At 61.7% G+C, this 14147-nt stretch carries 12 protein-coding genes and 1 pseudogene; 9 read left to right on the forward strand and 4 right to left on the reverse strand.

The window, feature by feature from the left end; genetic code table 11:
• Positions 1-71 precede the first annotated feature (71 nt).
• The 8 genes from NL241_RS17685 (at position 72) to NL241_RS17720 (ending at position 9591) form a co-directional block, all read left to right on the forward strand.
• Positions 72-1181 (forward strand): tyrosine-type recombinase/integrase, encoded by a 1110-nt coding sequence (locus tag NL241_RS17685; protein WP_494394567.1) that lies wholly within the window; start codon positions 72-74, stop codon positions 1179-1181.
• The gene (locus NL241_RS17690; protein ID WP_494394568.1) at positions 1178-1513 is read left to right on the forward strand and encodes a helix-turn-helix domain-containing protein; all 336 of its coding nucleotides are present in this window, start codon (positions 1178-1180) and stop codon (positions 1511-1513) included. The genes NL241_RS17685 and NL241_RS17690 overlap by 4 nt, the downstream gene beginning before the upstream one ends.
• A complete protein-coding gene (locus NL241_RS17695; protein WP_494394569.1) occupies positions 1503-3017 on the forward strand; it encodes a site-specific integrase in 1515 nt (504 codons plus the stop codon). Before NL241_RS17690 ends, NL241_RS17695 begins: the two co-directional genes overlap by 11 nt.
• A 521-nt stretch (positions 3018-3538) precedes the next feature.
• Positions 3539-4701, forward strand: a protein-coding gene (locus tag NL241_RS17700; protein WP_316512199.1) for an IS3 family transposase whose coding sequence is annotated in 2 segments (ribosomal slippage) — positions 3539-3823 and positions 3826-4701 — 1161 coding nt in all. Because the reading frame shifts where the segments join, the coding sequence is not laid out codon by codon here.
• A 45-nt stretch (positions 4702-4746) separates the two neighbouring features.
• Positions 4747-5148, forward strand: coding sequence for a hypothetical protein (locus NL241_RS17705; protein ID WP_494394570.1), 402 nt, complete (start codon positions 4747-4749; stop codon positions 5146-5148).
• Complete coding sequence (locus NL241_RS17710; protein ID WP_494394571.1) at positions 5145-7364, forward strand: UvrD-helicase domain-containing protein; 2220 nt, start codon at positions 5145-5147, stop codon at positions 7362-7364. The genes NL241_RS17705 and NL241_RS17710 overlap by 4 nt, the downstream gene beginning before the upstream one ends.
• A gap of 518 nt (positions 7365-7882) precedes the next feature.
• Entirely contained in the window at positions 7883-8563 is a 681-nt protein-coding gene (locus tag NL241_RS17715; protein ID WP_494394572.1) for a DUF1889 family protein, read from the forward strand.
• Between the two features lie 8 nt (positions 8564-8571).
• Positions 8572-9591, forward strand: a complete 1020-nt coding sequence (locus NL241_RS17720; RefSeq protein ID WP_494394573.1) for a hypothetical protein — start codon at positions 8572-8574, stop codon at positions 9589-9591.
• Between the two features lie 243 nt (positions 9592-9834).
• On the opposite strand, the gene NL241_RS17725 is transcribed toward NL241_RS17720, so the two are convergent.
• Positions 9835-10389, reverse strand: coding sequence for a hypothetical protein (locus NL241_RS17725; RefSeq protein WP_494394574.1), 555 nt, complete (start codon positions 10387-10389; stop codon positions 9835-9837).
• 404 nt (positions 10390-10793) lie between these two features.
• Between NL241_RS17725 and NL241_RS17730 the strand changes: the two genes are divergently transcribed.
• Positions 10794-10937 carry a hypothetical protein gene (locus tag NL241_RS17730; RefSeq protein ID WP_494394575.1) on the forward strand — a complete coding sequence of 48 codons (144 nt, stop codon included), beginning with the start codon at positions 10794-10796 and terminating at the stop codon, positions 10935-10937.
• A 37-nt stretch (positions 10938-10974) separates the two neighbouring features.
• Here NL241_RS17730 and NL241_RS17735 read toward each other — a convergent pair whose 3' ends face one another.
• The 3 genes and pseudogenes from NL241_RS17735 to lnt all read right to left on the reverse strand — a co-directional run bounded on the left by NL241_RS17735 (position 10975) and on the right by lnt (position 14120).
• A complete protein-coding gene (locus NL241_RS17735; RefSeq protein WP_494398331.1) occupies positions 10975-12129 on the reverse strand; it encodes a resuscitation-promoting factor in 1155 nt (384 codons plus the stop codon).
• A 147-nt stretch (positions 12130-12276) separates the two neighbouring features.
• A pseudogene (locus tag NL241_RS17740) lies at positions 12277-12573 on the reverse strand (transposase); the annotation flags it as partial.
• A 38-nt stretch (positions 12574-12611) separates the two neighbouring features.
• Entirely contained in the window at positions 12612-14120 is a 1509-nt protein-coding gene (lnt, locus tag NL241_RS17745; protein WP_494394576.1) for an apolipoprotein N-acyltransferase, read from the reverse strand.
• Between the last annotated feature and the right edge of the window lie 27 nt (positions 14121-14147).

Raw genomic sequence — 14147 nt, forward strand, 5'->3', positions numbered from 1 at the left:
GGGTCTTGACTTGATGATGCAACAGATGAATCATTGATTCATCTGTTGATACCAGATGGCAGGAGTCTCGGGTGGCAGTCGACGACGTCGGACGTGCATATCTCGTTGACACGGTCAGGCCCCTGCACCCCGAAGAACAGACAGTCGCCGAAATGCTTCAGGGCTGGCGCAACCAACAGCTCAGCCGCAATCTGCAGTTCGAGACTATCGACGCCCGCATCAAGCAGGTGCAGCGCTTCATCGAGCACTCGAACGAGTTTCCATGGACCTGGACCGTCGCCATGGTCGACGAGTTCTTCGGCGATCTTCGCAGTATCCACAAACTCGCCCAGTCGTCGATCCGTTCGTATCAGGTCGGCCTGCGACAGTTCTGCTCCTATGTCAGCAATCCGGACTACGGCTGGGACCGCGTCTGCGAAGCACTGTTCGGGACTCACCCATCCCAAGTCTTCTTCGACTGGAACACCGCTCGACACGTCCAGGAGAACGAGGCCCAACCCGAGAAACGCGCATTCACCAAGCGTGAACTTCAAGACTTCTTCGATCATGCCGACGAGCAGGTATCTGCCGTCGTAACTTCCGGCAGAAAGGGTTGGCTGCCCGCATACCGCGACGCCGTGATGTTCAAGATTGCCTACTCGTATGGGTTGCGGTTCAACGAACTGGCCCACTTGCAGACGGTCGACTTCGCAAGGAACCCCCACGCTAGGGAGTTCGGAAAGTTCGGCCTGGTTCATGTGCGTTACGGCAAAGCGAAGAAGGGCTCCCCGCCGAAGCGGCGCAGCGTGCTGACAGTCTTCGACTGGACGCCCGAAGTGCTGGTCGACTGGCTGGAGAATGGTCAGCCCCATATGGACGACGGGATCGACCTGTTCCCCAGCGAACGCGGAAATCTCGTCTCGGAAACCACACTCATCAGGCGGTTCCGCCGCTACTGTGACGATCTCGACCTCTCGCCCGGTCTCGATCTCCACTCGTTCCGACGGTCCTATGCAACGCACTTGCTCGAAGCCGGCTGGGATGCGATGTTCGTTCAGCACCAAATGGGTCATGAGCACTCGTCGACAACAGCGATCTATAGCTGTGTCAGCAGTGACTACCGCACCCGGACACTGCGAAACGCGCTCGACGCCACTATCGCCGCGGCGCTGCAGCCGAGACAGAACGGCGACGCCGGATGAAACGCGATGTCGATTACCAATGGCGCCTCGCCGAGCTCATGGCGGGTCATCAGATGCACAACAGCACCGATCTCATACCTCGGCTGAACGAACGCGGGATCACGCTGTCACGGCCACAGGTCTACCGGCTCGTCCACCAACGACCCGAACGGGTTTCTCTGAAGCTCATCGCCGCGCTCTGCGATATCTTCGACTGCGGCCCAGACGATCTCGTCACTGTCACTGCTGCGGACGCCCGAAAGAAGGCCGTCAGTGCTGGCCGAGGGAACGTCGTAGAACTGAACAAGGCCATCCGCCCCAAACGTGCTCGGATCCTCCGCGATGACGATTGAACCGCTGCGCCGGAACACCGTTCGGGGACGACCCAAAGTCACCGACGGGTCAATGGAGTGTGCTCGTTGCCACCGCGAGATGCGGCGCACGGCAGCAACATGGCCAGACGGCCGCATCTGCAATTCCTGCTACTACGAAGCAACCAGCCTCTACGGCGACTGTCCCAGCTGCGGATTCCACCGCCTTTTGCCGGGCCGACTGGACATCGGCGATCAAGCGGTGTGTCGAGACTGCGCGCGAATCCGCCAGAACTTCTACTGCACGTCGTGCAACGAGGAGCGGCGACCCTACCGCGGGAACGTATGCGCACGTTGCAGCCTCCGCGAAGACCTTGAGCGGGCGTTCCTCCACCCGAACTCTCCCGCGAGCTTCACGCGACTCATCGACGCCCTGTGCGCAGCTGATCGCGCCGAGAGCATCATCACGTGGAAACGATCGGACAAGGTTCAAGGACTCCTACGCTCCCTCGGAGATGGCACCACTCCCCTTACCCACGACGGCCTGGACCAATACGAGCCCAGCGGCCGGCACGTCGACCATCTCCGCGCAATCCTGCAGCACCACGAAGTACTGCCGACCCGCGACAAGTACCTCGCCTACTTCGAGCGGTGGATCGACGACAAGCTGCGCCCTGTCGCAGATCCCCAGATCACCACGCCAATAAGACAATTCGCTACCTGGCACCACCTCAAACGAATCAACGATTTAGCACTCGCTGGGAAGCCGACGCGCGGACCCGTTCACGCCTCGAAGCAGGACATCACCGAGGCACTGAAGTTCCTTCAGTGGCTTCGAACCGAACATGGACGAACGATCGCGGACTGCACTCAGCAAGACGTGGACCTCTGGGTCACCACAGGGCCGACGACACGGCACCTCATCCGGACGTTCATCATCTGGTGCAAAAAGATGCGGGTGAATGGATCGATCACGCTCGGCCATCGGCAGGCCAGGACGGTCCGGGTTCTGACGCAAGATCAGCGGCTCGAGTGGATTCGAGAGCTTCTGTCCGGCGACAGCGAGTCGCTCCCCTACCGAGTTGCCGGAACCCTGCTACTCCTCTACGCCCAGCCACTCGTGAAGGTCGCAGCAATACCGATGAGCAAGGTGCTTGTCTCTCCCGACCGACTATCGCTCCAACTCGGCGTTAGTCCCTCGCCCGTTCCTGAGCCATTCGCTGCACTGCTCAAGAGCCACGTCACCAACAGGCCAAACCTTCGCACAGCAGGAGCAGACAATCCCTGGCTGTTTCCGGGTTATCGACCTGGCGAGCACCTACACCCAAACACGCTGATGGATCGCCTGCGATGGCTAGGTATAGACCTACTGGGTGCTCGCAATACTGCGCTAAGCGAACTCGTCACACAGGTGCCGCCGCCAGTCGTAGCCGAAATGCTCGGCTATAGCGACCAGGTCGTCCATAGGCACGCTGCACTCGCAGCGCAACCTTGGGGTCGTTACTCTGCGATTGGAGTCGGGAGTCGTGGCGGCGGCAGCGCATGATTGGTACCGATAGACATAAAGGGGACGCAAGGATGGACGAGGCGTTTGCCGAGTTCTGTGATTTGAGCACATCAGAGCCTCTTCGCCAAGGTGACATTCTGGAAGCCATAAATATCAATGCTGCAATGTGGGAGCGCCACCTAATGGTGATTACGGCCGATTGCGATCTCGCCTTCAACAAGCATCATGGTCGAGTCACCTGCATACCACTGCTGACAGCCGAAGAGTACCTTCTCGAGATGGTAGTGCCTCGTGTACGAAACCGACTCGTGGAGAAGCCTGTTGGCGAGTTGCTCAAAATATTAGACCACGTCGGAGGGCCGCGAGTGTCTGCGGAGCGGTTGCGACACTGGACGGCAGAAGAGTCCGCGGACTCCATAATCCGAGCCTTGGAGCTATCTGACAAAAATGCCGTAATCGCAAGGGCTGCAATCGAATCAATTCAGCATTTGGGTCTGCTGCACGAGTAGGTGACATCTGAGTCGGCTTGCCCTGGGTGGGCAGGCTGGGAGGATGTCCCCATGGCAAGGCCCTATCCCCGTGAGTTCCGCGACGACGTCGTGCGCGTGGCCCGCAATCGCGATGACGGGGTGACGATCGAGCAGATCGCCACCGATTTCGGGGTGCACCCGATGACGCTGCAGAAATGGCTCCGTCAGGCCGACATTGACGAGGGCGCCAAGCCCGGCAAGACCACCGGCGAGTCCGGTGAGCTGCGTGAGGCCCGGCGGCGGATCAAGCTGCTCGAGCAGGAAAACGAGGTCCTGCGCCGTGCCGCGGCGTATCTGTCGCAGGCCAACCTGCCGGGAAAAGGATCTACCCGCTCGTGAAAGAGCTCGCCGCCGACGGGATCCCCGTCGCGGTGACGTGCCGGGTCCTCAAGCTCGCTCGCCAACCGTATTACCGCTGGCTGGCCTCCCCTGTCACCGACGCCGAACGCGTCGAGGCCTACCGCGTCAACGCCCTTTTCGACGCGCACCGCGATGATCCGGAGTTCGGATATCGCTACCTGGTCGAGGAGGCCCGCGACGCTGGCGAGCCGATGGCCGAGCGCACCGCCTGGCGCATCTGCTCCCAGAACCAACTGTGGAGCGTGTTCGGCAAAAACCGCGGCAAGAACGGCAAGCCCGGCCCACCGGTCCACGACGATCTCGTCGAACGCGACTTCACCGCCGACGCGCCGAATCAGTTGTGGCTCAGCGATATCACCGAGCACCGTACCGGTGAGGGCAAGCTTTACCTGTGCGCCATCAAAGATGTGTACTCCAACAGGATCGTCGGCTACTCCATTGACTCCCGAATGAAGTCCCGACTGGCCACCCGTGCACTGCACAGCGCGGTGGCCCGACGCGGAGATGTCGCGGGATGCATCCTACATTCGGATCGAGGATCTCAGTTTCGCTCAAGGCGATTCGTGCACGCACTGCACCATCACGAGATGGTCGGCTCGATGGGCCGTGTCGGCGCGGCCGGCGACAACGCTGCCATGGAGAGCTTCTTTTCCCTGCTGCAGAAGAACGTGCTCGACCGCCGCCGCTGGGACACCCGCGAGCAACTCCGAATCGCGATCGTCACCTGGATCGAACGCACCTACCACCGACGCCGCCGACAAGCCGGCCTTGGCCGGTTGACCCCGGTGGAATTCGAAGCCATCATGACCACACCGGCCAGTCAGGCCGCGTGACCGAAACTGTCACCTACTCGTGCAGCAGACCCTTTCGACGCGTCCGTGGACGACTTGGATCAGGCCTTGAGAAACCTCGTCGATGGCCAATTGGGCGGCGACAAACCTCCTACGCGTAAGAATGCTGTCGCAAGAGTGCTGGATCCGGTGAGGGAGGCCTATCAAAGCCCTCCTGGTGATGCGATGTTCATCAGCACATTTGCCACATCTCACGACAGAGGGTACTTCGCATACCTCCGTCACCTGGAGCAGGTCTGGGAACCTGAAGTCGCGATTGGCCCAAAACACAGGGATGCCAAATACAAGCGCATCTCCCGATTACGCGATCGCTACACACACGCGCTGGTCCAGCGCTTCGCCACCGTATTCATGGCCATTGGGCTTCCAGATGAGTACGAAGAAGCCCGGGATGTCTATTTTGAGCTCATGGGAGATGCGTTGAAATGAAGCCTCTTGTTACGTCCGCGAATGCACTCCGCATTCTAGCGACAGGTTTGGCGCCAGAGGCGGTAGATGCATCCGCCGACCTCTACCCGAGCGAAACAGATGAAGCTGAGTACTTGGTTACGGCCGGCGACGATCTGGAGACACAGCGAGTTGTTCTTATTCGCGACGAAGAATGGACGGACAAGCACACTCCGGCGGCTTTAGCTAGGTCACGTCGCAGCGTTCTAGGTCGGATGGCTGCCTTTGTTGACCGCGTCAAGATCTCTGGGAAGTTATCCTTACCCAGAGGATGGCATCAGTACAAGCACGGCAATCTCGTCGCATTTTTCGCGGTTCCCAGAGGGGCGAGTGAAACACGCTGGATCGCAGAGGTATTGCCCGGCATCCGGTCAGATGTCGTGTACTGGCGCACTACTACATCGGACAGCAAGACCACTCTCGAAGATTTCGATGTTGCGGTCCGGCCCACTCTTCCCGATTTAGAAGCCCAATGGGACAGAGTCATCCAGTCAGCAACCGATTTCTTCAAAGGCCAGTCCAGTGCGGCTGATGTGGATATGTATCTGCCGGCTCTATCGCAGTCGCCGACTAAGGGCTGGTCATACGATCGATGGATATCGGCGATTAGTGATGATCAGCGATCCTTCATCGACGCGCCAGCGACCAGTTCAATTCGGCTACGCGGCCCCGCAGGTTCTGGGAAGACCCTCGCCCTAACCATGAAGGCGATCGCGGAGGTCCTTCAAGCGAGACAGGAAGATCAGGACATCCGCGTCCTCGTTACAACGCATAGTTGGTCGCTGGCCACAGAGATTTCCGAGTCGATTGACTCGATGAGCCTGGGACCGCTGCCAGAAATAGATGTTTTCCCGCTGCTCGAAATCGCTGAGAATATTTCACCCGCATATGCATCAAGCGTTTCGAGTTTCACGGTGCTCGGGGAGGACAGTTTTAGCGGAAAGCAGGCACAGCTAGACGAAATTATGGACGTGATCGACGAGTTTGTCGACGGCGACTGGGTTACATACCGTGCAAAAGTTTCTGATGAACTTAGATCGAGACTCGACTCAACTAAAGAGCAGGATCGGAGCGCCTTGGCGTGGGACCTCTTGGTTGAATTCGGTTCGGTCATCGGCGCAGCAGCGATATTTCCTGGGGCGGGTTCTGACACAAGGTATTTTCAGATTCCGCGAGCGCCTTGGATGCTCCCGCTTTCATCCAGGGCCGACTTGGAGATTGTATTTCTGCTGTATACACGCTTCATGGAAAGTCTTGAAGCGCGCTCGCTAATGACTTCAGACCAGGTACTGGCAGACTTTCTGAGCCACCTCGAGACCCATGCATGGAACAGGTCACGCAAGGATGACGGGTATGATCTTGTTTTTGTGGATGAATTTCATTTGTTTAGTCCATTGGAACGGCAAGTTCTGCACTACCTGACCAGAGACGTGAGAAGTTATCCGAAGATATTTATGGCTCTTGATCCACGACAGTCGCCATCGGAATCATTTATTGGCATCGCTGCTGACAAGGTCCAGTCGTCCACTAATTTTGCTCCTGAAACCTCTTTCGGTGAGGTCACCAACCTTGAGCTGACTAGAATCCACCGCTTCACGCCGCAGATTCTGGAGCTGATTAAACATATCCACTTGTTCTTCCCAACTCACAATTTGGGACATGAGTGGGATATTGATTTTTCGAAGGTGGAATCGACTAAGGACGATGGCCCTATTCCAACATTGACGACCTCAGAATCACATAGTGCAGAAGAGACCGACATATACCGCGTAATTAGGGACGTCTATCCACACGGGCGGGTGGCGCTAGCAGTCGTCGATACGCGCCAATGGCCTCGTTTTAGCAAGCTTGCTCATGAAATCTCTCAGTCAGGGCGATACCATGTTGCTTCCATCACCGGCAGAGGCGACGTTGATGGTTTAGGTTATCGGCGTCGAGGTTTGCTGGTTGGACCAGCAGAGTATCTAGCTGGCTTGCAGTTCGACACTGTCCTCGTTGCTGGCATTCCTGACCTCCAAGCTCCCTACGTTGCTCCCAACGAAAAAAGCCGGTTGCTGTCGCTGCTTTATCTGGCAATCAGTCGTGCCGAACGGGACGTCAGGGTGTTCGTGAATGAAGAGGACGGTGGCGCCCCCGAGGTACTTCTCCAGGGTGTTTCAAAGCGGCTGATCCTTGCGGTGCGAGGGAGTTTCGTATAGGAGTACGACCCTCCGCGGTCTCGCATTCGTCGAACACTGGGCGCGTCAGCTATCGACCGCGACCGACCTTTGGATATCGGCGTCGTCCAAGCGCCGTTGGCGTCGGCCACGCAGCGCTTGCCTGGATCCCTAGACGTGCCAAGTTCGGCGGTTCTTCCAGGAGTCCTAGCCATCGCTAAGAATCAGGCTGGCGCTGCGGCCAAGGGTCAACCCGCACGTGAATGAACTTTGGGGTATCGCGTTTCCAACTCCCGGATACGACCGTATCCTCTTTTCTCTGAAGTAGGCGTAAGAAGCGTGACTCATCACTGATTTCAGCGATTTCCGCGGCCCGATCTGCGTTGTGCACATAAAGCTCCGCAATACTGGACGGTATTGTCCCCGTCGCGACCCGCTCAGTTTCGCAGTGGCGGCATAGTGGATGACCCCATCGTGGCCCGTTTCGCGTTATCCGTGCGCGGAGCGGGCCTTGCAGTCCGCCGTCACGGTGCCCCGTCGCGCTCGACTACCGTGAGGCCATGCCGCGGCGAGCTTATGTTGACAGTCAGGTGCCCTTCGAGGAAGCGTTGCGGGCCGCGCTGGCGTGGGCCGGCGGCGCTGCGACCCTGCACGTGCCCGACACCCGCAGCGTCGAAGAGAACGACCTCGAGGACCTGGGCATCCCAATCACCTGCGTATCCCCCAAATCGCGCTTCTACGGACGGCCGCAGGGCACCGTCGTAGGCCCGTTCCTGAATCTGGGAGAGGTGCTGGAGGTGGAGCGCCACGACGTTGACGGCATTGTTGTCGTGCAGGCCCACGGGCCGGTGAGGTACGCAATATCGGTGCCGAGCCACGCGCCGTGGATCACCGCCTTCGAGGTTGAACCTCTCACTAAGCAGACGATCGCACCGACGCCGGAGGCTTCGGCTCCGCTGAAGGCCGCGGTAAAAGGGTTGTGCGGCATAGCGATCCGAAATCAAGGACTCATCGACCGTCGTGAGCGCTCTGAAGTCGTGCAGACTTTGACCTATTTGCGCGACCACGGCGTCAGACTGGAACCCGACGGCCTATTGGTGGAGGCGTTGCGCAACGATTGGGGCGGACAAGGACCCGAGCAGCTCCATGCGATCGCCGTGGACCTCGCAAAAGGCAAGAATCTCCGGTTCGACAAGCGCATCCGGCCAGAGCGCCTCGATGAATGGGCCAACGCGACGTAGGGTTATTGATGACCGACGACTCCGAGACGTCTGCAGTGGTCTACGCGGAATACGAGCTCCCCCATCATATCTGGGTCACCTATTCAGCCCTCGGCCGGATCTTCGAAACGTTTATCGGCCCAGTCGCAGCGAAGATCTACACCCCACGAAGAACCGACGCACCTGAGGCAACAACCGCTCCAATGTTGCCAGGCGTCCCGCCAGAAGCCTGGGATCCTGCCGCACAGTGGACGACGACGTACGCAGGCTTCGGGACCGACAACAAGACAGCCCTCCGCCGGATCGCACTGGAGCTTCGCGAGAGCGACAGGCCTGTTCCCGAGCTATATCCGCTCCATACGACCGACCCGCACCTAAAAATCCAGCATGTAATCGAGAACTATATGGATGAATGGTTCGGGCGCGTCGCCGACTGGGTGACAGTCATTACCGGTGAAGATATCAATCCGAGGCAACCAGTCTATGACGCAAACCCGCATGCGCGAGGCCTTCGAACCTGGTCTGCGGGCGGATGGCGGTACGGCGGAATCCGCATCACGACGCCTACACCGCGTGCCGTGACAGATGTCGCGCTGATCGCAATCCTCGATCGAGTTGCCTCGTCCGACCAGCCACCCGTGGAGCACCAGCTGCGACGCGACGCAGTTCAGGCATTCGTTCGCGCAGATTTCCGCAAGGCCGCGCTCGACGCGGCGACAGCCGTCGAGGTCTGTCTGATTCGGGCTGTCGAAGACACTGAACGGCACACCGGTCGACAGGCAACCAGAAAAGAACGTCGCAGCCGTGATCGCGGGATTGTTTCTCGATCGGACTGGCTGGCTGCCAACCGGACTGGGTACCAGCCCCACCGGGATCTGAATGAGCTGGCGGACCTCAGAAATGGTGTGATCCATAGTGGTGCAGACGCCGAGCCGGAGTCTGTCAGGCGAGCACTTGACGCGGCGATCAACATCGTCGAGCAGCTCGGTGATTCACGTGACCCACGCAAACCAGTCCGACGATCTGTCCAGATTCGTTCCGACGACTAGCGGCAACAGAATCTATCAGTCTCACCGTGGTCGTCATTGAGTGGTCATCGGGCGACGACGACATGCACTGTCCCAAAACTATTGTCACTGACAACGGGACCACGCGACGCCTTCATGCACGTCCCCCATCTTTCAGATCCGTGTCATTGGTCTTAGTTCTGTTGACACCCGACAAAGATTGCCCGTTCTCAATCTAGTTGGCGGTATTCGCAATAAACCTGGCGGTCTTCATGAGGTGACGAACTAGCGGTAGCCCTGTAGGTGCTTCGGCAGCGAGGCAACGCCCCTGGGGATCCCCAACTCTTCGCGCACTGCGGCGAGGAAGAGACGGGGTGTGCCGTCAGCCTCGTAGCTGATGTCCTCATCATGCTCGACCCGCCGGCCTGGTTCTTCGGACGCCTTGAACGTGTACGCCCATGCCGTGACCACATCGACTGCGCGACGGGCATATGCAACAGTTGATTCTGATCCGAAGACTTCGACGCGTTGAAGACTTAGGTAAAGCGGATACTCCCAGTGCGATGGGAACGGCCATCCGGGCGGGTCGTCGAACGCCCGATTGATCAGTTGCACTGCTTCGACGTTGGCGTCATAAAAGGCGAGGTAAGCATCCCGGCGCTGTTCGAACGTCCGGTCCGCGTCCTCTCGCTCCCAGCGGTCTGTCTCGCGCTTGCTTTCTCTTTCCCAGGCCGCTGACTCCCGCTTATCGCTGCGCCACTGCGTGATGAGGACACCGCCGAGAGTGCCGATTATGGTGCCGACGAATCCGATGATCGCAACGACGATGGTAGGACTCACAGGGGAAGCGTGTCAGGGCGGTATTCCAAGTACACGGAGGCACGCCGCTTGGCCGGGCATCGTCTTCAGCGCACCGTCTCAACGGTTCAGAGGAATATGCAGCGATCGAATATGCAGCGTTACCAGTAGAGCATTGCGTATTGCCGCGCTCAACGGCCACCTCCTGCCGGCCCGACCCCTGTGCCGACACTGCGCCGGCGGAGAGGCGGTGCTCGCGCGCCTGCCACAATTCGGCCTCATCTACTGCGAGTGGTCGCGGCCGCCGATCAGTACTGCGACGTCTCTACCACGATCTCATCCCGCTGCCGCACAGCTTGCGATACGTCACAGTGACGCGTCTAGCGGATGGGGCTGTCACCCAGTCATGCTGTCCCCCGGCCGATTCGGTGCCACTCGCAGGGATAATGGTCATCATCCCTAACGACACAGGCCTGCACCGCGGCCCGATGCTCGTCGCCGGCGAGAAGCGGCCCGCTTTGGCCGTGGCCGCCGACACCGGCGGTTTGCTTCTGGTGGTCGACCCGGAGACGTGCACGGTGCTGCGCTAGTGGTGTCGCTGTGGCGGATGTTGGCACTGCACATACGTCAGCGCCTCACCCTCTTACTGCACACCGGCCAGGCGCCCCACCCCTGACTGGCTCGGGTGAGCTCGGCGATCGTGATCTGCTCCTCACGGGTGGCCAGGTCCGCGCGCGGCGCGAAGCGGAGTCCGCCGAAGCTCTCCCAGGTGCTCTGGGTGAACTGCACGCCGCCGTAGAAACCGTTGCCGGTGTTGATCCCCCAGTTGCCGCTGGATTCGCACTTGGCGAGCGCGTCCCACGTTTGGCCGTTTCTCACCGGCGGCAGCTGAGTACCCGGCTTCGCACCGACCCGCTGCACCTGAGCCCGGGCGGGTGAGACGACCTGGCGAGCCAGCACCTGCCGTCCGGTCACCCGGCCGTTGACCGTCGACACGGCGAACGTGACGTCCTGGACGCCGGGCGCGCCGGGGTCATCGACGATTCGGCGACTGAGATTGATCGTCGGGTCGTGGATGCGCCGTAGCGGCGCAGGGAGGGGAAGGCGCTCGGAGACCTTGTGCACCCTGATCCGGGTCACGACGATGTGCATACCCGCGACGACCGGCGTCGACGCCGACGGCGTGACGGTGTCGGCCTGCTGAAGCGGTGCGCCCGCGGCCACCAACAGCTGGCCGACGGTTGCTGCGGCCAGCCGCCGCTCGTGCAGGACGCCGCCGTCGTTGATCTGCACCTGTTTCGGGGTCACCACCCGCAGCTCCATCCCGGTCAGCGGCACGCTGGCGGCACGCGACGCGGCGACGGGCGCGACGTCGTCCATCGACAGCCGTTCGAGGGCGTCATCGACGGTCAGCGCCGTGGTCCACACCTGCTCGCCCGGTTGCCCGTCGACCGAGACCTGGAGTGGCCGGGCGCGTCTGAGCACGATGGTGTCGGCCGCCTGTACCGACTGGTCGGTGCTCGGGCTGACCTCGTCGTGCTCACCGACGGAATAGCCGTTGTCCCGCAGGACATCGCCCACCCGCCACTTCATCGTCGACACGGTCGTCGAGGCGCCGTCGACGGACAGCGTCACACGCTTGGTCGCCGCCACGGTGTAGCCGCCGGCGCAGATCAGCGCCACCAGAAGGGCGCCGACGAGGCCGCGTCGCGCGTGCGACGTTGCGCGCACGCCCTCGCGGGCGCCGTCCCCGGCCGCATCGGCTCGCTCGGCGGCGTCCATCAGGTCCAGGACTATCTCGACTATTGCGTCCCTCGTCATGCCGTACAGCGGGATGCGGCCCAGCCGAACGACACCGGCGGTCTGACACCGCTCCAGCGCCTGGACGAACAGCGACGTCAACGGGTCCAGGTGCACCCTGCGGAATCGTGCAATCGCACGGTGATCCACGATCTGGCCCGCGGCCAGCCATCGAAAGCAGGCGTCGTCGGCGCATTTCCGCGCGATCGTCCGCGACGACATGACTCCGGTGGCGAAGCCGTACAACAGGATCCCGGCCATCAGCCGCGGATCGTCTGCTGCCCCGTCACGCCCGTCGGCAGACCACAAGCGCGTGAGATCGGTGCGCCCGTCGACCAGTATGGCGATCAGCCGGGCCAGCTCTTCGGCCGACAGGTCATCGGCAGATTGCCGATTCGCGCTGTCGACCGAGGGCAAAAGGTTCATCAGCGACACATCATGCCCCTGGGTCACCTCCCAGCAGCTCACCCTGTCCGGCGTGTTGCGCGACGAGCTGAGCGGTACCGCAGGGCCGCCACTGCGGAAGCGCAGACGAGGACCGAAAACGCCGTCGCCAGTACCCAATTGCCGAACCGCTGGAACCCCGTGGTGTGGGATCCGAGCGGAACGTCGACCGCGATCACGCCACTGTCCGTGGCGTCATACCAGCCGAGGCGCCGACCACGGGCGTCGAAAGCGGAGCTGACGCCGGACAACCCGGTGTGCACCGCCGGGTGGCCCACTTCGGCGGCGTGCACCGCGACCTTGCTGGCCAACTGCGGCTGGGCCCAACTCCCTTGATACGTCGAGGTGGAGCTCTGAAACACCAGCAACTGGGCGCCGCGCCGGACCAGCTCGCGTGGAAGATCGGAGAACGTGGTCTCGAAGCTGATCAGCGGCCCGATGGCCATCCCCCGACCGGTATGCAGCACCTCGAGTCCGCCGCCGCGCTGCCGGTCCTCCGCTGCGGCCTTCGTGTGCCGCGTGGCCCAGCCGAACACCGGCCGCAGCGGCACGTACTCACCGAACGGCACCAGCCGCATCTTGGAATACGTACCGCGCGGCCCGTCGGGTCCGATCAGGACCGACGACTTGCGGATGGCGCCTGTGCGATCGCGGGCGTCGACGTTGACCAGCAGGTCCGCACTGACCCACCGCGAGAGGTCCACCAGGCGCCTCATTTCCTCCGGCCGGCCCGTGATATCCACTCCGACGCTGCTCTCACCCCAGACGACCAGATCGAGGCGCTGGCCCCGCAGGTCGCGGGTCAGCGCTTCGCTGGCCGCCTGACGGGCCCCGGCGTCGTCGATGTCGCCCGGCTGCACGAGCGCCACCCGGACGGTCTGCCCGGCCGGCGACACCGGTCCGAGCCAGAACCAGGCCGGGCCGAGCGCCGCGCAGACCAGCGCCACGGCGGCTGCGGCGACGCGGACAGCGACATGCCGATGCAGAAGGGCCCCCACGATCGCGGTGTTCGTGGCGACGATTACAAAGCTGGTCAGCCACACGCCGCCGAGGGAGGCGGAGGCCAGGGTGGCCGGTTCGTTCCACTGCGTCGCGCCGAGCGGTGCCCACGGACCGCCCAGACCGGGCAGAGAGCGCACCGCTTCGGCCAGGACCCAGGCACTCGGCAACACCGCGATGGCGGCGAAGGTCCTGCGGACCGTGACCGGTTCGCTCAAAAGCAGGTACGCCGCCACACCCCACGGCACCCACAGCGCGCCCAGCCCGATGGCCAGCACGATCACCAGCGGTCCGGCACTGGGCAGCAGCCAATACTGGGTGGCGAGGATGTAGCCCGCCATCCCGCACCACGCCCTCAGGGCGGCGGCCCCGGCGCGCGGCGCCGCGCGCACCACCGCCAGGAGCGGGGTGATGCTGACCCAGGCCAGCCACCACCACGAGGGAGCGGGGAACGACAGCGACGGCAGTGCGCCCGCGACGAACGCCGCCCCAAGGGCTGGCCAGGCCCACCTCCACGACAATGCGCTCACACCACCAACCGCCCACGCTGAGATGCC

This window comes from Mycolicibacterium sp. SMGY-1XX, from assembly GCF_059132455.1.